The following is a 22079-nucleotide window of genomic DNA, read 5'->3' on the forward strand; positions in this document are numbered from 1 at the left end:
TTAACGTACCTTCAGCGTTGCCAGGCCAATCAGCACCAGCATCAGCGAAATAATCCAGAAGCGCACAATTACGCGCGGCTCTGGCCAGCCTTTCAGTTCATAGTGATGGTGAATCGGCGCCATACGGAAGATGCGCTGACCGCGCAGCTTAAAGGAGCCAACCTGCAAAATAACCGACAGGGTCTCAACCACAAACACGCCGCCCATGATAACCAGCAGGAATTCCTGACGCAGCAGCACGGCAATAATGCCCAGCGCGCCGCCCAGGGCCAGCGAGCCGACGTCGCCCATAAAGACCTGAGCCGGATAGGTGTTGAACCACAGGAAGCCAAGGCCTGCCCCGACAATCGCCGTGCAGACAATCACCAGTTCCCCTGCGTGGCGCAGATACGGAATATGCAAATAGTTGGCAAAGTTCATGTTACCGGTCGCCCAGGCTACCAGGGCAAAACCAGCCGCCACAAAAACGGTTGGCATTATCGCCAGGCCATCCAGACCATCGGTGAGGTTGACAGCGTTGCCGGTGCCGACAATCACAAAATACGCCAGCAGGATGTAGAACAACCCCAGTTGCGGCATGACATCTTTGAAGAATGGCACCACCAGCTCGGTGGCGGGGGTGTCTTTACCGGCAAGGTACAGCGCGAAGGCCACGCCCAGAGCAATCACCGACATCCAGAAATATTTCCAGCGGGCAATCAGCCCTTTGGTATCTTTACGCACCACTTTGCGATAGTCGTCGACGAAACCAATGATTCCATAACCTATGAGGACGGTCAGTACGCACCAGACGTAGGGATTAGAGGGATACGCCCACAGCAGCACGGAAACGACAATGGCGGTCAGGATCATAATCCCGCCCATCGTCGGCGTACCACGTTTGCTGAAATGGGACTCCGGACCGTCGTTCCGCACGACCTGACCGAATGAGAGTTTTTGCAGACGGGCAATCATGCGCGGCCCCATCCACAATGAGATGAACAACGCAGTCAGCAGGCTGACAATGGCGCGAAACGTCAGATAGGAAAAGACGTTAAAGCCTGAATAATATTTGACCAAATGTTCGGCCAGCCAAACTAACATGTTCCGTTCTCCTGTAATGCGTGCACAACCTGCTCCATGGCGGCACTACGTGAACCTTTCACAAGCACTGTCACAATGTGTTTTTCTGCAATTAAAGATTTAAGCCGTTCAATTAATGCGTTTTTTTCGGCAAAGTGTTCGCCGACACCGCTGGCATCGCTAAGCGCCTGGCTCAGTTTTCCTGTGCTCAGCACACAATCCAGCCCTGCGGCTTTCGCAGCATCGCCCACCTGAATATGACAAGCTTCACTGTCATCACCCAGCTCGGCCATATCACCAACCACCATCACGCGATAGCCCGGCATCTCAGACAGCACCTGCACCGCCGCGGTCATCGAACCAACATTGGCGTTGTAAGAGTCATCCAGCAGCAGTGTATTTTCCGCCAGCCGAATCGGGAACAAACGCCCCGGCACGGCGGTTAAGTTTGCCAACCCGGTTTTGATCGCCTCATGCGTCGCACCCACCGCCATCGACAACGCCGCCGCCGCGAGTGCATTGGCGATGTTATGGCGCCCCGGCAGCGGCAACAGCACGTCAATCCCGCCCGTAGGGGTATTGAGCGTGAATTGCGTACCCTGCGAAGTCACATGAATATGGGTGGCGGTAAAATCACTGTCGGCGGCATTCGGCGAGAAACGCCAGGTCTTGCGTGCCCCAATAGTGCTCTGCCAGTTCAGCCAGTCGTTATTATCGGCATTCATAATGGCGATACCGTCAACCGGCAGGCCGGTGTAAATCTCCCCCTTGGCTTTCGCCACGCCTTCCAGCGACCCGAAACCTTCCAGATGAGCAGCGGCCAGGTTATTGACCAGCGCCGCTTCCGGGCGGGTCAGGCTCACGGTCCAGGCGATTTCGCCCTGGTGGTTTGCCCCCAGTTCAATGACCGCAAACTCATGCTCTTTGGTCAGGCGGAGTAATGTCATCGGCACGCCGATGTCATTATTGAGGTTCCCGGCGGTATAAAGTGTCTTTCCACACTGCCCGAGAATAGCCGCCGTCATCTCTTTTACTGACGTCTTTCCAGACGACCCCGTAAGCGCCACGACGCGCGCGGGAACGTGCTGACGCACCCACGCGGCCAGCTCACCAAACGCCAGCCGCGTATCCTTCACCACAATCTGCGGCAAGTCGATGTCGAGCTTGCGGCTGACCAGCAGCGCGCCTGCTCCGTTCTCTTTGGCCTGTGCCACAAAATCATGGGCGTCAAAACGTTCGCCTTTCAGCGCCACGAAAAGAGAGCCTTCGGTCACTTTACGGGTATCGGTTGTCACGGCGTCAATGGTCAGATCCTGCCCCAGCAGCTCGCCCTGCAATACCGCAGCGGCCTGGGTTAGCGTGATGTTAATCATGTGACCACCCCCAGCAGACGTGCAGCCGTCACGCGGTCGGAGTAATCCAGACGGCGATTGCCGACAAGCTGATAATCTTCGTGGCCTTTACCCGCCAGCAGAACCACATCGTTCTCACGCGCCTGCATAATAACGTTGGTAACAGCTTGCGCACGGCCTTCCACCACCCGCGCGCGTCCAGCGTCCAGCATGCCAGCCAGGATATCGTTAATGATGGCGCGTGGCTCTTCGGTGCGCGGGTTGTCATCGGTGACAACCGGAATATCCGCGAACTGTTCGGCAATGGCCCCCATCAGAGGGCGCTTGCCTTTATCACGGTCACCGCCGCAGCCAAAGACGCACCAGAGTTTACCGGCGCAGTGCAGACGTGCCGCTTCCAGCGCTTTTTCCAGCGCATCCGGCGTGTGGGCATAATCCACCACCACGGTCGGTTTCCCCGGTACGCTGAACACTTCCATACGGCCACATACCGGCTGCAGACGCTCTGCAGTTTGCAGCAGTTCAGCCATCGGATACCCCAGCGCCAGCAAGGTCGCCAGAGCCAGTAGAACGTTGCTGACGTTAAAAGCCCCCATCAGGCGGCTTTCAATCTCGCCCTCCCCCCACGAGGAAGCAAAGCGGATTGTCGCCCCGCTGTCGTGATAGCTCACGTCAAGCGCCTTTAACCAGCGGCCGTGGCAGTTCGGGTTAATGTGGTCTTCCATTGATACGGCAACCGCATCCGGCAGTTTTGCCAGCCAGCGGCGGCCTACTTCGTCATCAGCGTTGATGATCGCCTGTCCACAGTGATGGGTGGAGTAGAGCAGCCATTTAGCCGCTTCGTAATGCTCCATATCACCATGATAATCAAGATGGTCGCGACTGAGGTTGGTGAATACAGAGGCGGCAAATTTCAGCGCCGCCACACGGTGTTGCACCAAACCGTGCGAAGAAACTTCTATTGCGGCAAAGGTCGCCCCCTGCTCTGCCAGGCCCGCCAGCACATGCTGCACGTCAACGGCAGAACCGGTGGTGTTTTCCGTTGGGATCACTTTGCCCAACAGACCGTTGCCCACGGTGCCCATCACCGCGCCAGTTTCACCCAGCAGTTGCGCCCATTGCGCCATCAACTGGGTGGTGGTGGTTTTTCCGTTAGTGCCTGTTACCCCTACCAGACGCAACTGGTCGGAAGGTTGGTGATAGAAACGTCCTGCCAGCGCAGAAAGACGTTCATTCAACTGGCGAAGATAAATAACCGGCACACCGTGCATTTCACGAATTTCACCGTCGGTTGCCTCATCTTTAGCCTCAGCAATAATGGCAGCAACCCCTTGCGCAATCGCCTGCGGGATATAACGACGCCCGTCCGCCTGATGACCCACTACAGCCACAAAAAGATCGCCAGAAGCAGCCGCACGGCTGTCCAGCACCATCTCCCGTAGCGCTCGCGCAGGCGCATTTTGCACCCACGGAGCGAGAAGGTCGCGCAAATTACGATCTGCCACCTGTACCCTCGCCTTGATTAGTTACAAATTCACTTTTATCGCCCGTCGCCAGCGCATCCGGTTCAATGTTCATGGTGCGCAACACGCCGCCCATGATTGCGCCGAAAACAGGCGCGGAGACGGCGCCGCCGTAATATTTACCCGCCTGTGGATCGTTGATGACGACCACCAGCGCAAAACGCGGATTGCTTGCAGGCGCGACGCCTGCGGTGTAGGCAATGTATTTATTGATGTAGCGGCCGTCTGGCCCCACTTTTTTCGCCGTACCGGTTTTGATGGCGATACGATAACCTTTGATCGCGGCTTTCACGCCGCCGCCGCCAGGCAGCGCCACGCTCTCCATCATGTGCACAACGGTACGCACAATGGATTCCGGGAACACCCGCTCGCCCGGAACCGGGGGATCAACTTTGGTAATCGACAGCGGGCGGTAGATGCCATAGCTGCCAATCGTTGCGTAGACTCGCGCTAACTGTAATGGCGTTACCATTAGCCCATAGCCGAAAGAGAAGGTGGCCCTCTCTATGTCAGACCACCGTTGTTTTTGAGGATATAAGCCACTGCGTTCCCCGACCAACCCCAAATTGGTCGCTTTTCCCAGCCCAAAACGTGAGTAAGTCTCTACTAACGCTGAGGACGGCATCGCTAACGCCAGCTTAGACACACCGACGTTACTCGACTTCTGTAAGACCCCGGTGAGGGTCAGTTCGCTGTAACGTGCCACATCTTTAATTTCATGGCCGTTAATGCGGTAAGGAATGGTATTCAGAACGGTACTTTCATTAACGATGCCGCGCTGGAGCGCTGTCATCACCACCATCGGTTTTACGGTGGAACCGGGTTCAAACACGTCGGTGATTGAACGGTTACGCATCGCATCTTTTGCGGTGCCGGCGAAATTATTGGGGTTATAAGACGGACTGCTGGCCATCGCCAACACCTCGCCCGTGGCGACATCCACCAGCACAGCGCTGCCGGACTCTGCTTTGTTGAAGGCGACAGCGTTATTCAACTCGCGGTAGACCAGCGCCTGAAGACGTTCATCAATGCTCAGGGCCAGGTTGTGCGCCGCCTGACTGTCGGTTGACGAGATATCTTCGATAACGCGACCGTAGCGGTCTTTACGCACGATACGTTCGCCCGGCTGGCCGGTCAGCCATTTATCAAAGCTTTTCTCTACCCCCTCGATACCCTGGCTATCGACGTTGGTAAAGCCGATGAGGTGAGCGGTTACTTCGCCTGATGGATAATAACGACGAGACTCCTCACGCAGATGGATACCCGGCAGTTTCAGTTTGCGAATATAGTCTGCCATATCAGGGTTAACCTGGCGCGCCAGATAGATAAAGCGCCCTTTCGGGTTCGCATTGACGCGGGATGCCAGCTGATCCAGCGGCATCTTCAGGGCATCCGAGAGCGCTTTCCAGCGATTATCGAGCGTGATGCCGCCAGCATCGTGCAGCTCTTTCGGATCGGCCCAGATGGCCTTAACCGGCACGCTTACCGCCAGCGGGCGACCAGAGCGGTCGGTGATCATACCGCGCGATGTCGAGACTTCCTGCACGCGCAGGGAGCGCATGTCCCCCTGACGGACCAGCATGTCAGGCGCGATAATCTGTAACCACGCCACGCGACCCAGCAGAAAACCCAGTGCCAGTAAAATGCAGCCGCAAAGCAACGCAAAACGCCAACTGACAAAGTTGGCCTGTTCTTCCTGACGTTTTGGTTTTAGCGTCTTTGCCGCTGATTTCATGCGTCGCATTTTTCCTTATTTTTGTACTACGATATTTTCCTGCGAAGGATCAACATGCTGCAGTTGCAGCTTTTCCGTTGCTATCCGTTCAACCCGGCTGTGATCGCCAAGCGCATTCTCTTCAAGGATCAGGTTTCGCCATTCAATATCCAGCGCATCGCGTTCCAGTACCATCTGCTCGCGCTGCGCAGTTAATAAACGGGTATGGTGGGCGGTTGTGACCACCGTTACGGCCGTCGCAATGATGCAAATGAACAAGCAGAGTGGTAGCTTCCCAAACCGCAAAAGATCGTCGCCGATCACGCCAGGCAAGGCATGGCGCTCGTTGCTTCCTAACGAATCCTTAACTTTGCTTAGGGTCTCTGTCACTCTGCCGATCATGCGTTCGTCCTTTCTGCAATGCGCAGCACTGAACTACGGGCACGTGGATTCTCTGCCACCTCTTCTTCGCCCGGCATCAACTTGCCTAATGCTCGCAAATAACGGCCACCCAATTTACTGAGTTGTTCTTCCGTCATCGGCAACCCTGCAGGAACCTGCGGACCGCGGCTCTGTTCACGCATAAAGCGTTTCACAATGCGGTCTTCCAGCGAATGGAAGCTGATGATGGATAACCGCCCATCCGGGGCAAGCACGTCGAGCGAGTTTTTTAGCGCCAGCTCTATTTCCTCCAGTTCACTGTTTACCCAGATGCGAACCGCCTGGAAGGTACGGGTCGCGGGATGTTTGTGCTTATCCTTCACCGGCATGGCAGCGGCAATTACCTCGGCCAGCTCTTTCGTGCGGGTCATCGGCTCAATACGGTTGCGCTCAACGATGGCGCGCGCAATACGCTTGCCAAAACGTTCTTCGCCGAAGGTTTTGATTACCCATGCAATATCGGCTTCGTCAGCAGTTTGTAACCACTGCGCAGCAGATTGACCACGCGTAGGATCCATGCGCATGTCCAGCGGGCCGTCTCGCATAAAAGAGAAACCGCGTTCTGCATCATCAAGCTGGGGTGAGGAGACGCCAAGATCGAGAAGGATTCCGTCAATCTTGCCCGTCAGGCCACGCTCGGCAACATAATCCGCGATCGCAGAGAAAGGTCCATGGATGATGGAAAAGCGAGGGTCATCGATGGTTTGCGCAACGGCAATCGCCTGCGGATCGCGATCGATTGCCAGCAGACGTCCATCCGCTCCAAGCCGGGAAAGGATCAAACGTGAGTGCCCACCGCGGCCAAAAGTGCCATCAATGTAGATGCCGTTTGGACGAATATTCAGGCCATTCACGGCCTCATCCAGCAACACCGTTGTATGTTTGTAATTTTCCATCATATTTATAGAGACAAGTCCTGCAGCCGTTCCGATAGCGTTTCGGAATCGTTCTGCTCAGCGTCGATATCTTCCTTGACCTGTTGATACCAGGTCGTTTCATCCCACAGTTCAAACTTGTTGAACTGTCCGACCAGCATCACTTCTTTAGTCAGACCGGCATGTTGCCGCAACACAGGCGCAATCAGTAATCGCCCTGCATTATCCATCTGACACTCACTGGCATGACCCAATAACAACCGCTGTACGCGGCGTTCCTGCGGGTTCATGCTCGACAGTCGCGACAGCTTTTGCTCAATAATTTCCCATTCAGGCAAGGGATAAAGCAGCAGGCAGGGGGAGTTGATGTCAATGGTGCACACCATTTGACCTGAAGCATTCTCGATCAACTGGTCACGGTATCGCATTGGTACCGATAAGCGACCTTTGCTGTCGAGGTTAACTAACGTTGCTCCACGGAACATGCCAGCCACACCCCTCCTCACCACTTTAACCCACAAATTCCCACACGAAGGAGTTTACGGAGCGAGGGAAAAGCTTGTCAAGCCAGGACTATCCCTACAAGGGCCCGAAAGCCCTCTATTTACAGAGATAAACGCGCCTGGTTAATAACTGCACAACTGGCGAGGCAAAATTAACGTTATGAATATTTGTAAGAAAAAAACCGAATATGCACACTAGCGTTAACGCTCACTCAATATCATCGCAACGAAATATAAAGTGTCAGTTTGCGACGCGGGCTGCATTTTAAGACATATTCCCTGGGGATAACAGCGTCAGATGAATCCTGACAGCGCGTGAGTGCACGAGCAGACAGACGAACGGGGTCGGGCGGGAGAAAAAGGAGTGAATATTCATCGACAGAGCATGCCTGTAACAAAATAATACAAATATAATGTTTAAAAAACGATTAAAGGTTCTTTAAGTCGCAATTTATAATGGCGAAATGAATAAATAAAAACTGCAGGCTATGATTCGTAAGGAATTATCCTAATTTTTATCCGGGAATTATCCCTATGCCTTTCTCTCTCAAATGGGGGCGGTTTTTCCCCCCTGAAGCATTAATGACGGCTCAGAATTCCGCGGCGGTACAGATTGCGTTTGATGCGCGTCAGCCCTGGCTTCGGTTTACGCGGCTCGTCCAGGCTCGCCAATACGATCTCCAGCACCCGTTCAGCCACGTCGCGATGTCGCTGAGCAACCGCTAGTACCGGGCACTGCAGGAAATCGAGCAGTTCATTATCGCCGAAGGTGGCAATAGCCAGATCGGATGGCAGCTTACCTTCGCGACGCAGCGTCACATCCATGACACCCTGCAATAATGCAAACGAGGTCGTGAACAAGGCTTGCGGCATGGGATGCGTCTCCAGCCATTTTTCAAACAGCAGTGCAGCGGCCTCACTTTCATAGCTGTTGGCATAGAGATAGTCGACCTCACGCGGATCGTCTTTCCATGCGGCCCTGAACCCTTGTTCACGCAAGAAACTCACAGAAAGCTCGGGCAACGCCCCCAGATAAAGCACGGTTTCGGCCGGGAAGGTTCTCAGCTCAGCCGCCAGCATTTCTGCATCATCCCGATCGGCGCCCACCACACTGGTGAAATGCTCTCTGTCCAGTGCGCGGTCGAGCGCGACGATGGGCAGCGGATCATTCGCCCAGCGCTGATAAAATGGGTGTTCTGGCGGTAAAGCGGTTGAAACGATAATGGCATCGACCTGGCGCTGGAGCAGATGCTCAATGCAGCGCATTTCGTTATCCGGCTGATCTTCCGAACAGGCAATCAATAATTGATAGCCACGCTGGCGAGCCTGACGTTCAAGGTAGTTAGCGATTCGGGTATAGCTGGTGTTTTCCAGATCGGGGATCACCAGACCAATAGAGCGGGTACGCCCGGCGCGTAAGCCGGCTGCGACAGCATTCGGATGGTAATTATGCTCACGAACCACCGCCATCACTTTTTCAACGGTCTTATCACTGACACGGTACTGCTTTGCTTTACCGTTAATCACATAGCTGGCTGTAGTTCGTGACACGCCCGCTAGCCGGGCGATTTCATCCAGTTTCACAATTGCCCCTTAAAAAAAGAAAAGTGTCCATGGCCCTGTCAAGGTTATGGTTAAATCTTTTAACATCTAAACGCAGAATAGTCACCGCGGCAATCGCTTTTATCTGTATTCGCGGTGGTTTGTACAAAAAAAAGCCCGGCTTTGGCGACCGGGCAGGAAGAGGCTAACTATTTTGACAACTAACGCATGATTTTATCGCCGCGCGACAGGCCAACAATGCCGGAACGCGCAACCTCAACAATTTTTGCCACATCCCGTACAGATGCCAGAAAAGCATCCAGTTTATCGCTCGTTCCGGCCATCTGAACCGTATAGATAGATGGCGTAACGTCGATAATCTGCCCACGGAAGATATCCGTATTGCGCTTGATCTCTTCACGCCCGTAACCGCTGGCCTGAATCTTTACCAGCATGACTTCACGTTCAACGTACGCCCCCTGCCCGAGTTCACTGACCCGCAGCACATCGACCAGCTTATGCAGCTGTTTCTCGATCTGCTCCAGCACTTTGGCATCTCCGACGGTTTGAATCGTCATACGTGACAGCGTAGGATCGTCAGTAGGCGCAACGGTCAGGCTTTCAATGTTGTAACCGCGCTGCGCGAACAGCCCGATGACGCGAGACAGCGCACCTGACTCATTTTCCAGTAATACCGATAATATCCGGCGCATATCAGGTTCTCTCCGTTTTACTTAGCCACATTTCGTCCATACCACCACCGCGAATATGCATCGGATAAACGTGCTCTGTACCGTCGACCACGACATCGACAAAAACGAGGCGGTTGTTTTTAACATGCTCCAGCGCTTCAGCGAGTGTAGCTTCCAGCGCTGCCGGCTCGGTCACGCGCATACCAATATGGCCGTAGGATTCGGCAAGGCGCACAAAATCGGGCAATGACTTCATATATGACTGAGAGTGCCGCCCGGAATAGATCATATCCTGCCACTGCTTCACCATACCGAGATAACCGTTATTCAGGTTCAAGACCAGTACCGGCAGCTCATACTGCAGTGCCGTAGAAAGCTCCTGAATATTCATCTGAATACTGCCATCCCCCGTGACACAAACGACGGTCTCCTTGGGCAGAGCCAGCTTCACGCCCAGCGCGGCGGGCAGACCAAAGCCCATCGTTCCCAGGCCGCCCGAGTTGATCCAGTGACGAGGTTTATCAAACGGATAATACAGGGCGGCGAACATCTGGTGCTGGCCCACGTCAGAGGTAACATACGCATCGCCTCTGGTCAGCCGCCAGAGCGTTTCAATAACCGCCTGCGGTTTTATACTCTCACTGTGCGTGTCGTACTTCAGACACTGACGCCCTCGCCACTGCTCAATCTGCTGCCACCAGTCGCGGATCTCATCCAGCGGTTGCACCGTAGTCTCATGAGCGAGGAGATCCAGCATTTGTTGCAGGACCTGGCGCGCATCGCCCACGATCGGTACATCTGCCGAAACTGTTTTTGAAATAGAGGTAGGATCGATATCAATGTGCAATACAGTGGCATTCGGGCAGTATTTCGCCAGGTTGTTGGTGGTTCGATCGTCAAAGCGCACGCCAACGGCAAAGATCACATCCGAGTTATGCATGGTCATATTAGCTTCATAGGTACCATGCATACCTAACATGCCGAGAGCCTGACGATGCGATGCCGGAAATGTGCCCAACCCCATCAGCGAAGAGGCGACGGGAAGATTCAATTTTTCTGTCAGTTCGCGAAGCTGCGCCTCGCAGGCGGCGTTGACCGCTCCGCCGCCGACATAGACCACCGGTTTTTTCGCCGCCACAAGCGTTTGCAAGGCACGTTTAATCTGGCCTTTATGCCCCTGCGTAGTCGGGTTGTAAGAGCGCATGCTCACCGAATCAGGCCAGAAATAAGGCAGCTTATTTCCCGGGTTCAGTATATCTTTCGGCAAATCAACCACCACCGGACCAGGGCGCCCGCTTGCCGCCAGCCAGAAGGCTTTTTTTAATACGCCAGGAATGTCTTCGGTTTGTTTGACCAGGAAGCTGTGCTTAACAACGGGGCGTGAAATCCCCACCATGTCGCACTCCTGGAACGCATCATAGCCAATCAACGAGGTCGCCACCTGTCCGGAGAGAATGACCAATGGGATGGAGTCCATATAGGCCGTTGCAATCCCGGTTATAGCATTTGTCGCCCCAGGCCCTGACGTCACCAGCACTACGCCCACCTCGCCTGTGGCACGTGCCAGCCCGTCAGCCATATGCACCGCTGCCTGCTCGTGGCGTACCAGAACATGGTCAATGCCGCCTACCGTATGCAGCGCATCATAAATATCGAGGACTGCGCCTCCCGGGTAGCCGAACACTTGCTTTACGCCTTGATCGATAAGCGATCGAACGACCATTTCCGCGCCAGACAACATCTCCATGCTTCGCCTCCAGGCTTTTTGTTACAGACCGACAGCAGACTTCATTTCTACGCCGTCTTACGACTGGAATGAACCAATCTTATAATGTGCAGAGTGATAGCTACCTTAACCGCTCGTTATGAGGCAGGCAATTAGCAAACCGGGAGGGGCAAAGGGCATGGAAAGCAGAAAACATAGCCATCGGCAAGGGATATGGTGAATTCGTCTGGCAAGAGCATGGGCGGTGATAAATCATCGCTTAAAACAGGGAAGATTCAGTAAATCATCTATTTTTGAGAGGCTCACAGCAGGCCGCAAAAAAATCTCACAGAATAAAATAGTTTTTTTATAGAAAAATACAGGATAAATAGCATAGTAGCATGCAATTTATCCTGATGAGCCTATCGACGGCAGACGCTAATAAGTAACTCTTCCATCCACTGATGCCCTTTATCCCGGCCAGCCGCTTCATGCCAGGAGAGGTAGCAGGTACGGCTGTTTAGCTTAAGCGGTAACGGCAATACCTGCAGGTTTAACTGTTCAGAAAACTCTTCCGCCAGCCAGCGCGGGGCAATGGCCACCAGGTGCGTCTGAGAAACCACGTTTAATACGCTAACCATGGCCATTCCCTGATAAGCAACGCTTGCTTGCTTGTCCGGCGTGTCGTACCACGGCAGACTGAACGAGGCATATCTGTCGAGCGCCACCACGGCATGCTGCTCATTATAAACATCGCTTTCCCGAAGCGGAGAATTCATTCGAGGATGTTTTTTACTGGCGACTAACACCATTTCATCTTTAAAGAGGGGAATACATGAAAACTCAGGACGACGAAACTCTTCATATCCAAGAACGAACTCTGTTTCCTGATAACGAAGCTGGTGTTCGGTGTTCTGATTAAGGGATGATTTAAATACCAGGTGAATATTTGGCGCAATTTCTTCAACTTTATTGTATATAACTGATGTCAAATAGTTATCTAACGGGCTACAAACGCAAAGATGGAAAACACGCTCACTGCTTAAGGGTTCAAAACCAGAGCCGGGAAGCTCATTCTGGACTAACTGCAGCGCCTGACGGATAGAACCAAAAAGCTGAAACGCACGCGCGGTGGGTTGAATCCCTCTGCCGTAGCGTACAAACAATTCGTCGTTAAACATAACTTTAAGCCTGGCCACTGCATTACTGACGGCCGGCTGTGACATGCCCAGAGTTTGTGCTGCTCGGGTAATATTCTGCTCCTGCATTACCGCGTCGAACACGGTGAGCAGGTTGAGATCTACCATGCGTAACTGAGGTTTAACCCCATCATGAATTTGAGGCTGATTAATTTTTATTTCTGGCATTTCTAACTCCACTGTCACGCTAAATTCCCTTTGCAAAAGTACAGTAATAAGTTGTAAAAATATGATTTACCATGCAGATAAAACCAGCGAAAGAGAATTTTTTAAAATTCGGAAAATATAAAGAATAGCCATCATAAGACAGGCATCGCTTATCTCAGAAATATAGTGAGGAAATCGCCCGCTAATAATATCAAAAACATTATGAGCGGAATGAAACCATAATCCGGAAAAATATACAATCACCCCTTCGGTTAAGGATAACTTAAGTATTATTAAACTATTAACATTTCACCCACGCAAAGAGTTAACATCTCGGTAGCATCTTAATCTTTTTATCTCTGCCATGGACATTCACCGCATTTATAAGTTAATGAATGCAAACAGATTCCCCCCACCACGATTTCACGGGTTTAAATATGTTGAAATGAAACTAATTATATTTAAACCATACCAGAGATGAATAACCAGTCCAAAAGTAGACAATTGAATGGGTACAAAAGGACAAAACCAGCACAATAAGCTAATCCCAACAAAGGGCCACGGCGGGGTGTTGGGTGGGTTTCTGCTCTCAAGGGTTGACATGCGCTGCGGTATCCAGTACCACTAAAAGCATATTAACGTTCACGGAGCACGATTCATGATTCGCACCCTTCGTTTCACCGGTCTACTACTACTAAACGCATCCACTGTGCGCGGTAGACTGGCGGGCGACATTCAGCGTTGAATCGTCACCAGTAAAACTAAAACCCGCGCCATTGCGCGGGTTTTTTTATGCTCGTAGCAAGGCGCCCTAAGACTGACAAGGACCTAACCCATGAGCCAGCAAGTCGTTATTTTTGATACTACTTTACGTGACGGTGAACAGGCATTACAGGCGAGCCTGAGTGCGAAACAGAAACTGCAGATTGCGCTGGCTCTCGAACGTATGGGCGTCGACGTAATGGAGGTCGGTTTCCCTGTCTCTTCTCCGGGTGATTTCGAATCGGTACAGACCATTGCGCGTACGATTAAAAACAGCCGTGTATGCGCTCTGGCTCGTTGCGTAGAGAAAGACATCGACGTTGCAGCCGAATCGCTGAAAGTGGCCGAAGCCTTCCGTATTCATACATTTATCGCCACCTCCCCTATGCACATTGCAACCAAATTGCGCAGCACGCTGGATGACGTCATTGAGCGGGCGGTTTACATGGTTAAACGTGCACGCAACTATACTGATGACGTTGAATTCTCCTGTGAAGATGCGGGCCGTACGCCGATCGACGATTTAGCGCGCGTCGTTGAAGCCGCAATCAATGCCGGTGCCAAAACCATCAACATCCCGGATACCGTCGGCTACACCATGCCGTTTGAGTTTTCTAATATCATCACCGGCCTGTATGAGCGTGTGTCAAACATCGATAAAGCGATTATCTCTGTTCATACTCACGATGATTTAGGTCTGGCGGTGGGTAATGCCATCGCCGCCGTCCACGCCGGCGCGCGTCAGGTTGAAGGCGCAATGAACGGCATTGGTGAACGTGCCGGCAACTGCTCGCTGGAAGAAGTGATCATGGCGATCAAGGTGCGCAAAGACATCATGAACGTGAACACGCGCATTAATCACAATGAAATCTGGCGCACCAGCCAGACCGTCAGCCAGATTTGCAACATGCCGGTCCCGGCGAACAAGGCAATTGTCGGTACCGGTGCCTTTGCACACTCCTCGGGTATTCACCAGGACGGCGTGCTGAAGAACCGTGAAAACTACGAGATCATGACCCCGGAATCGATCGGTTTAAACCAGGTCCAGTTGAACCTGACTTCTCGCTCTGGCCGTGCGGCAGTCAAACATCGCATGGAGGAGATGGGTTATCAGGACAGCGATTACAACATGGATCAGCTGTACGACGCATTCCTGAAGCTGGCGGACAAAAAAGGACAGGTCTTCGATTATGACCTGGAAGCGCTGGCCTTCATCAACAAGCAGCAGGAAGAACCAGAGCATTTCCGTCTGGACTACTTCACCGTGCAATCAGGCTCAAGCGACATTGCCACCGCATCCGTAAAACTGGCCTGCGGCGAGGAAATCAAAGCTGAAGCGGCAAACGGTAATGGCCCTGTCGATGCCCTCTACCAGGCGATTAACCGCGTAACTGAGTACGACGTCGAGTTAGTCAAATATGATCTGACGGCTAAAGGCCAGGGTAAAAATGCTCTTGGTCAGGTGGATATCGTTGTGAACTACAACGGGCGTCGTTTCCACGGAGTAGGCCTGGCAACGGATATCGTTGAATCCTCTGCAAAAGCGATGGTGCATGTCCTGAACAACATCTGGCGCGCCGCCGAAGTTGAAAAAGAGTTACAACGTAAAGCTCAGAACAACGAGAACAAAAAGGAAACCGTGTAATGTCGAAGAGTTACCATATTGCTGTGTTGCCGGGTGATGGTATTGGCCCGGAAGTAATGGCACAGGCGTTGAAAGTACTGGAAGCCGTGCGTTCACGGTTTGCGATGAAAATTACCACCAGCCACTACGATGTGGGCGGCATAGCTATCGATAATCACGGTATGCCGCTGCCTAAAGCGACCCTTGAAGGTTGTGAAAATGCAGATGCCGTGCTGTTTGGCTCCGTGGGTGGCCCACAATGGGAACACCTGCCGCCAGCAGAACAACCAGAGCGTGGCGCGCTGCTGCCGCTGCGTAAACACTTTAAGCTGTTCAGCAACCTGCGTCCGGCGAAGCTGTATCAGGGTCTGGAAGAGTTTTGCCCGCTGCGTGCGGATATCGCCGCCAACGGTTTCGATATCCTGTGCGTGCGAGAATTGACCGGCGGTATCTACTTTGGTCAACCAAAAGGCCGCGAAGGCAATGGCCAGCACGAGAAAGCGTTTGATACCGAGGTGTATCATCGTTTCGAAATTGAACGTATTGCCCACATCGCTTTTGCGTCTGCGCGCAAACGTCGCCATAAGGTGACCTCAATTGATAAAGCGAACGTTCTGCAGTCATCCATTTTGTGGCGTGAAATCGTCGGTGAAATCGCAAAACAGTACCCGGACGTTGAACTGTCGCACATGTACATCGATAACGCGACGATGCAGTTGATTAAGGATCCGTCCCAGTTTGACGTCCTGCTGTGCTCCAACCTGTTTGGCGATATCTTGTCGGACGAGTGCGCGATGATCACCGGCTCCATGGGCATGTTGCCGTCAGCAAGCCTAAATGAAGAAGGCTTTGGACTGTACGAACCCGCAGGCGGCTCCGCGCCGGATATCGCGGGCAAAAACATTGCCAACCCGATTGCGCAGATCCTCTCTCTGGCGCTGCTGCTGCGCTATAGCCTGGATGCAGGCGACGCGGCAACCGCAATTGAAAACGCCATTAACCGTGCGTTAGAAGAAGGCGTTCGTACCGGTGATTTGGCACGCGGCACGGCGGCAGTCAGTACCGATGAAATGGGCGACATCATTGCCCGCTATATCGCGCAAGGGGTGTAATCATGGCGAAGACGTTATACGAAAAGTTGTTTGACGCGCACGTTGTCTACGAGGCGCCAAACGAAACCCCGCTGTTGTACATCGACAGGCATCTGGTGCACGAGGTAACGTCACCACAGGCATTCGACGGCCTGCGCACGCATAAGCGTCCGGTGCGTCAGCCGGGTAAAACCTTCGCCACCATGGATCACAACGTCTCCACTCAGACCAAGGACATCAATGCGTCCGGCGAGATGGCGCGTATCCAGATGCAGGAGCTTATCAAGAACTGCAATGAATTTGGCGTTGAACTCTACGACCTGAACCACCCGTATCAGGGCATTGTCCACGTAATGGGGCCAGAGCAGGGCATCACCCTCCCGGGCATGACCATCGTCTGCGGTGACTCCCATACCGCCACCCATGGTGCGTTTGGGGCGCTGGCATTTGGTATCGGCACGTCTGAAGTTGAACACGTTCTGGCCACGCAAACCCTGAAGCAGGGCCGCGCCAAAACCATGAAGATTGAAGTGAAGGGCAAAGCGGCCCCGGGCATTACTGCAAAAGATATCGTGCTGGCCATCATTGGTAAAACCGGTAGCGCAGGCGGTACCGGCCACGTGGTTGAATTCTGCGGCGAGGCTATTCAGGCGCTGAGCATGGAAGGGCGTATGACCCTGTGCAACATGGCTATTGAGATGGGCGCAAAAGCGGGCCTGGTGGCGCCAGACGAGATCACCTTCAGCTACGTGAAGGGCCGTTTGCATGCGCCAAAAGCGCAGAATTTTGTCGATGCCGTCGAATACTGGAAAACCCTGAAAACCGACGATGGTGCGAATTTTGATACTACCGTCACCCTGCAGGCGGAGGAAATTGCGCCACAGGTCACCTGGGGTACCAACCCGGGCCAGGTGATCTCGGTCAACGACGCCATTCCCGATCCGGCCTCTTTCGCCGATCCGGTTGAACGGGCGAGTGCGGAAAAAGCGCTGGCCTATATGGGGCTGAAACCCGGCGTTCCCTTAACCGATGTCGCCATCGATAAAGTCTTCATTGGCTCTTGCACCAACTCCCGTATCGAAGATTTGCGCGCCGCCGCCGATATTGCCAAAGGCCGCAAAGTAGCGCCGGGCGTGCAGGCGCTGGTGGTGCCAGGCTCCGGTCCGGTGAAAGCCCAGGCGGAAGCCGAAGGTCTGGATAAGATCTTTATCGACGCGGGCTTCGAGTGGCGCCTGCCAGGCTGTTCCATGTGTCTGGCCATGAACAATGACCGCCTGAACCCAGGTGAGCGTTGCGCCTCCACCAGCAACCGTAACTTTGAAGGCCGTCAGGGTCGGGGCGGGCGCACGCATCTGGTCAGCCCGGCGATGGCTGCCGCTGCCGCCGTTACCGGCCATTTCGCCGATATTCGCAGCCTGAAATAAGGAGACAATCATGGCAGAGAAATTTACCCAACATACGGGCCGGGTTGTCCCACTCGACGCCGCTAACGTCGATACCGATGCGATCATTCCAAAGCAGTTCTTGCAGAAAGTCACGCGCACCGGCTTTGGTGCGCACCTGTTTAACGACTGGCGTTTTCTGGACGACAAGGGCGAAGTTCCCAACCCGGAGTTCGTTCTGAACTTCCCGGAATATAAAGGCGCGTCGATTTTACTGGCACGAGAAAACTTTGGCTGCGGTTCGTCACGCGAGCATGCCCCCTGGGCGTTGACCGACTACGGTTTTAAAGTGGTGATTGCCCCGAGCTTCGCGGATATCTTCTACGGTAACAGCTTTAACAACCAGTTGTTGCCGGTGACGCTGAGCGATGCGCAGGTCGATGAGCTGTTCGCACTGGTGCAGGCGAATCCGGGGATGTCGTTTGAGGTGGATCTGGACGCGGAAATGGTAAAAGCCGGGGATAAGACCTACAGCTTCAGCATTGATGCCTTCCGTCGCCACTGCATGCTGAACGGTCTGGACAGCATCGGCCTGACGCTCCAGCACGAAGACGCTATCTCAGCGTATGAGAAAAAACAGCCTGCGTTTATGGGCTAAAGGCAATGGCCCGCAGGGTGCGGGCCATTGATAAGGGTGCGTTGAGGCTCAACCACTCCAGAGAGGCGGGGAAACTTCCCCCGCCAATACCGCTAACGTTTTGCTTCGTAAGCCAACACTGCCGCCAGCTCTGTTTTCTCCTGTCTGAAGTGCAGCTCACACAGCGAGTCGCGCACCATCCAGGTGAAGATCAACAGCGTCGTACAGATCAAAAACAAACTTAACAGCAGAGTACGTTTTGGCATTCCAGCCTCCTTATTGCTTTTCGGCAATGAAGAGACTAACCTCGCAATGATGGTTGTGAAGTTGGTCTCCCCATCAATTTTTTGATGTGGGACTCTCCACTGTTTGCCTCTTGCGATAGCCTGAGGCAAACAGCCTCAAGCACCCGCCACGCACTCTATGCGCCTTCTGCGTTCCTGTCAGAAAGTCGTATCATTTCGTGAAGCCGCCTTCCAGAATCAAACATCTTTAACCCGGCAGGTCAGTACCAGCGTAACCACCGAAATCGCCGCAATCATCCAGTAAACTGACGCATGTCCGTAGCTTTGCGACAGCGCGCCCTGAATCACACCGGCAAGAATGACGCCCGTCGAAATACTGTTGGTGAAAAGCGTGGTCGCGGAGCCTGCCCGCCCCGGCATTAAATCCTGGAACCAGAGCATGCCTATCCCGGCGACGATGCCGATAAACACGGCGTTGAAGAGCTGCAATGCCAGCAACGCTTCCTGCGAATGGAAAAGGATCAGCCCCAGGTAGAACAGCACCCCAGCCGCTACCGCCACAATCATCATCCGGCGTTTGCCAAAGCGCTTCACGTAATACCCCGCCAGGATCATCGCCGGAATTTCCAGCCCGGCGGCGGTACCCATCATGATCCCCGCAAGCTTGTCCGGTAACCCCAGATCGCCGCTGATCCACAATGGCATATCGATAATGTACATGGTGTTGCAGGTCCACATCAGCGTGGAAGCAATAAACAACATGCGGACGTTTTTATCCTGCCAGCCGCTAACCTGGGTGATGGGCTTATCCGTCGTCTGCTCAACCCGCGCCACCGACGGCAGCGCGAAAGCAATCAGCACCAGGCTGATGACAAAGATCCCGGCAGCGATAGAGAACATGGTGGTGAAGCCGTAATTCAGCGCTAGCATGAATGCCAGCGGCGGGCCAATCACCCATGCCAGCGAAAGCTGCGCACGCATCACTGAACTGAACATCACCACTTCCCGCGCTGAATTATCCGCATATTCACGCGCCAGCGCGAACAGTTGCGGCATCGCGGTATTGGCCAGCGAGGCCAGCAGCACGCCGCAGGTGATGAGCGTCAGATAATGGCGATTAAATGCAAATAGCAGCGCGTTACCCACGGCCATCGCACAGCAGAACAGGATCAGCTTACGCCGGTCACCCTGACGGTCAGATCGTTTCGCCAGCCCCAGGCTCACCAGGATCCCGGCAATGGCGTTGACGGTATAAAACAGCCCCACCCAAAACGGCTGTGCGCCCACCTCGCGGCTGAGGAACAGGCTGAGCGTCGGTGCCTGTAGCGCCCCCGCCACGCCCATCATAAAGGCCACCAGCATAAAAGCGGCATACACGCCGTTCAGGCGTCGCCCCATCGTCATCAACCAGAGCATGCGCAAGTCCTTGTGAAAGCAAAATCGAAATTGGGTGAAATAATAAACGAAAAAAGCCAGCAAAAACATTTTGCTGGCGGGTGATTAGCACCAATACTCAGTCACACATGATCGAGGCGAGTTAACCAGAAGAAACCGCTGTAACGTCCCACTGCATCAATTCTTCTAACATTTTCAGCCGTTGCTCAGCGCACTGGCGGGCCAGCCAGGATGCGCCTTTTGTCGCCGAAAAGTACTGCTGATAAAACTGACGTGCGGTAGACCTCTTCATAATTCACCTCCTCGCTTCATCGCTAAGGATTATTGGCTTAATATAGGGAAAAATAAATTGCTGGTTTTCTTTCAGGAGTTCCCCTTTTATGCCTTCTGGTCGTCTGCAACAACAATTCATCCGCCTCTGGCAATGCTGCGAGGGGCAATCGCAGGAGACCACGCTAAACGAGCTGGCTGACCTGCTCAACTGCTCACGTCGGCATATGCGTACCTTGCTCAACACCATGCAGCAGCAGGGCTGGCTCAGATGGGAGGCCGAGGCCGGGCGCGGTAAGCGTTCACGTCTGACCTTCCTCTACACCGGTCTGGCGTTACAGCAACAGCGTGCAGAGGATCTGCTTGAGCAGGACAGAATTGACCAGTTAGTGCAGCTGGTGGGAGACAAGGCGGCCGTGCGTCAGATGCTGGTCTCGCATCTTGGACGAAGTTTCCGCCAGGGCCGCCATATCCTGCGGGTGCTCTACTATCGCCCGATGAAAAACCTTTTGCCTGGCACGGCGTTACGGCGTTCAGAAACCCATATGGCCCGGCAGATTTTCAGCGGCCTGACGCGAATAAATGAGGAAAACGGGGAACTGGAAGCGGATATTGCCCACCACTGGCAGCAAATCGCGCCCCTTCACTGGCGCTTCTTTTTACGTCCTGGCATCCATTTTCACAACGGTCGTGAACTGGAAATGGTCGATGTGATTGCCTCTCTTGAGCGTGCGCGCAGGCTACCGCTTTACGCGCACATTTCACGCATCCACTCCCCGACGGCATGGACACTGGATATTGAGCTAGCGCAGCCGGATAAATGGCTTCCCTGGCTGCTGGGGTATGTGCCGTCAATGATTCTCCCTGCCGAGTGGGAGTCACTTAACCATTTTGCCAGCCAGCCGATTGGCACCGGCCCCTACTCGGTTTCCCGCAATAATAATAACCAGTTGAAGATCCGCGCCTTTGATGACTATTTTGGCTACCGGGCGCTGATCGACGAGGTGAACGTCTGGGTGTTACCGGATCTTAACGAAGAACTGAGCGCCGGGCTGACGCTGGAAGGCCCGACGACGGGCGAAAAAGCGGTTGAAAGCCGCCTTGAGGAAGGGTGTTATTATCTGCTGTTCGATCGCCGTAGCCAGCGTGGCGCCAGCCACGAGGTCCGCCAGTGGATTAGCCACATTCTGGCGCCCGCGAGCCTGATTTACCATGCGGATGTACAGTATCAGGCCTGGTGGTTCCCGGCCTACGGTCTGCTTCCCCGCTGGCACCATGCCCGTCCAGCGCGCAGTGAAAAGCCCGCTGGGCTGGAATCCATTACTTTGACCTTCTATCGCGAGCACGTTGAACACCGCTTTATTGCCAGGATCATCGGAAAATTGCTGGCGGCGGCTGGGGTGACGCTGGAGATCCAGGAAGTCGACTATGATGAATGGCATCGCGGCGATATCGTGAGCGACATCTGGCTTAACAGCGCTAACTTCACTCTGCCGCTGGATTTCTCGCTCTTTTCACATCTGTATGAAGTCCCGCTGATCCAACACTGTATCGATCGGGACTGGCAACAAGATGCCGCCAAATGGCGCGCAGGCGAGATGCATCTGGCCGCGTGGTGCCAGCAGTTGCTGGCTGAACAGGCTATCGTGCCGTTGATTCACCACTGGCTCATGATCCAGGGGCAACGCAGTATGCGCGGCTTACGGATGAATACGCTGGGCTGGTTTGATTTTAAATCCGCCTGGTTTGCCCCGCCGGAACCATAACACTTTCGTAATATTCACCAAATCATTACAATACCGCCGTTCTCAACGGGGTGCTGCATCACTGATGTGCGCTGAGATAATACCCGTCGAACCTGATCCGGATAACGCCGGCGAAGGGATTTGAGGCTGTCGCTCAAAATCCTTTGCCACTC

20 protein-coding genes and 1 riboswitch are annotated in these 22079 nt (G+C 53.8%); of the genes, 6 read left to right on the top strand and 14 right to left on the bottom strand.

The genetic code is table 11. The annotated features are described in order from the left end of the window. The 11 genes from mraY to leuO all read right to left on the bottom strand — a co-directional run bounded on the left by mraY (nt 1) and on the right by leuO (nt 12776). Nucleotides 1–1083: a phospho-N-acetylmuramoyl-pentapeptide-transferase gene (mraY, locus tag NL510_RS19470; RefSeq protein ID WP_028016681.1), complete on the bottom strand. Its 1083-nt coding sequence runs from the start codon at nt 1081–1083 to the stop codon at nt 1–3. After that, a complete protein-coding gene (gene murF / locus NL510_RS19475) occupies nt 1077–2435 on the bottom strand; it encodes a UDP-N-acetylmuramoyl-tripeptide--D-alanyl-D-alanine ligase (RefSeq protein ID WP_253379425.1) in 1359 nt (452 codons plus the stop codon). Before murF ends, mraY begins: the two co-directional genes overlap by 7 nt. Next, complete coding sequence (gene murE / locus NL510_RS19480) at nt 2432–3919, bottom strand: UDP-N-acetylmuramoyl-L-alanyl-D-glutamate--2,6-diaminopimelate ligase (RefSeq protein WP_253379426.1); 1488 nt, start codon at nt 3917–3919, stop codon at nt 2432–2434. Before murE ends, murF begins: the two co-directional genes overlap by 4 nt. Beyond that, nucleotides 3906–5672, bottom strand: coding sequence for a peptidoglycan glycosyltransferase FtsI (locus NL510_RS19485; protein WP_253379427.1), 1767 nt, complete (start codon nt 5670–5672; stop codon nt 3906–3908). Before NL510_RS19485 ends, murE begins: the two co-directional genes overlap by 14 nt. A gap of 15 nt (nt 5673–5687) precedes the next feature. Beyond that, complete coding sequence (gene ftsL, locus NL510_RS19490; RefSeq protein ID WP_253379428.1) at nt 5688–6053, bottom strand: cell division protein FtsL; 366 nt, start codon at nt 6051–6053, stop codon at nt 5688–5690. Beyond that, on the bottom strand, nt 6050–6991 hold the full coding sequence (rsmH, locus tag NL510_RS19495) for a 16S rRNA (cytosine(1402)-N(4))-methyltransferase RsmH (protein ID WP_253379430.1): 942 nt from the start codon (nt 6989–6991) through the stop codon (nt 6050–6052). The genes ftsL and rsmH overlap by 4 nt, the downstream gene beginning before the upstream one ends. 2 nt (nt 6992–6993) lie before the next feature. Then, complete coding sequence (mraZ, locus tag NL510_RS19500; protein WP_253385022.1) at nt 6994–7452, bottom strand: division/cell wall cluster transcriptional repressor MraZ; 459 nt, start codon at nt 7450–7452, stop codon at nt 6994–6996. Nucleotides 7453–8049: 597 nt separating this feature from the next. After that, nucleotides 8050–9054 (bottom strand): catabolite repressor/activator, encoded by a 1005-nt coding sequence (gene cra, locus NL510_RS19505; protein ID WP_253379431.1) that lies wholly within the window; start codon nt 9052–9054, stop codon nt 8050–8052. Between the two features lie 179 nt (nt 9055–9233). Continuing rightward, nucleotides 9234–9725 (bottom strand): acetolactate synthase small subunit, encoded by a 492-nt coding sequence (gene ilvN / locus NL510_RS19510; protein ID WP_253379435.1) that lies wholly within the window; start codon nt 9723–9725, stop codon nt 9234–9236. A 1-nt stretch (nt 9726) separates the two neighbouring features. Continuing rightward, nucleotides 9727–11451: an acetolactate synthase 3 large subunit gene (ilvI, locus tag NL510_RS19515; RefSeq protein WP_253379436.1), complete on the bottom strand. Its 1725-nt coding sequence runs from the start codon at nt 11449–11451 to the stop codon at nt 9727–9729. A gap of 380 nt (nt 11452–11831) precedes the next feature. After that, complete coding sequence (leuO, locus tag NL510_RS19520) at nt 11832–12776, bottom strand: transcriptional regulator LeuO (RefSeq protein ID WP_253379438.1); 945 nt, start codon at nt 12774–12776, stop codon at nt 11832–11834. Nucleotides 12777–13413: 637 nt separating this feature from the next. Here leuO and leuL point away from each other — a divergent pair. The 5 genes from leuL to leuD all read left to right on the top strand — a co-directional run bounded on the left by leuL (nt 13414) and on the right by leuD (nt 18272). Further along, nucleotides 13414–13500 carry a leu operon leader peptide gene (gene leuL / locus NL510_RS22950; RefSeq protein ID WP_366518973.1) on the top strand — a complete coding sequence of 29 codons (87 nt, stop codon included), beginning with the start codon at nt 13414–13416 and terminating at the stop codon, nt 13498–13500. A 90-nt stretch (nt 13501–13590) separates the two neighbouring features. After that, a complete protein-coding gene (gene leuA, locus NL510_RS19525) occupies nt 13591–15162 on the top strand; it encodes a 2-isopropylmalate synthase (protein WP_253379439.1) in 1572 nt (523 codons plus the stop codon). Further along, nucleotides 15162–16253, top strand: coding sequence for a 3-isopropylmalate dehydrogenase (gene leuB / locus NL510_RS19530; protein WP_253379443.1), 1092 nt, complete (start codon nt 15162–15164; stop codon nt 16251–16253). Before leuA ends, leuB begins: the two co-directional genes overlap by 1 nt. Nucleotides 16254–16255: 2 nt before the next feature. After that, complete coding sequence (leuC, locus tag NL510_RS19535; protein ID WP_253379446.1) at nt 16256–17656, top strand: 3-isopropylmalate dehydratase large subunit; 1401 nt, start codon at nt 16256–16258, stop codon at nt 17654–17656. 10 nt (nt 17657–17666) lie between these two features. Next, on the top strand, nt 17667–18272 hold the full coding sequence (gene leuD / locus NL510_RS19540; protein ID WP_253379448.1) for a 3-isopropylmalate dehydratase small subunit: 606 nt from the start codon (nt 17667–17669) through the stop codon (nt 18270–18272). A 92-nt stretch (nt 18273–18364) separates the two neighbouring features. On the opposite strand, the gene NL510_RS19545 is transcribed toward leuD, so the two are convergent. The 3 genes from NL510_RS19545 to sgrT form a co-directional block, all read right to left on the bottom strand. Next, complete coding sequence (locus tag NL510_RS19545) at nt 18365–18517, bottom strand: Hok/Gef family protein (protein WP_014068883.1); 153 nt, start codon at nt 18515–18517, stop codon at nt 18365–18367. A 216-nt stretch (nt 18518–18733) separates the two neighbouring features. Further along, complete coding sequence (locus tag NL510_RS19550) at nt 18734–19912, bottom strand: sugar efflux transporter (RefSeq protein WP_253379450.1); 1179 nt, start codon at nt 19910–19912, stop codon at nt 18734–18736. Nucleotides 19913–20033: 121 nt separating this feature from the next. Next, nucleotides 20034–20183, bottom strand: a complete 150-nt coding sequence (gene sgrT, locus NL510_RS19555; RefSeq protein ID WP_253379452.1) for a glucose uptake inhibitor SgrT — start codon at nt 20181–20183, stop codon at nt 20034–20036. Between the two features lie 88 nt (nt 20184–20271). On the opposite strand from sgrT, the gene sgrR reads away from it, so the two are divergent. After that, a complete protein-coding gene (sgrR, locus tag NL510_RS19560; protein ID WP_253379453.1) occupies nt 20272–21927 on the top strand; it encodes an HTH-type transcriptional regulator SgrR in 1656 nt (551 codons plus the stop codon). A 36-nt stretch (nt 21928–21963) separates the two neighbouring features. Further along, a riboswitch (TPP riboswitch) is annotated at nt 21964–22064 on the top strand. Nucleotides 22065–22079 lie beyond the last annotated feature (15 nt).

Origin of the sequence: unidentified bacterial endosymbiont (assembly GCF_918797525.1) — a bacterium.
Lineage (GTDB): Bacteria > Pseudomonadota > Gammaproteobacteria > Enterobacterales > Enterobacteriaceae > Enterobacter.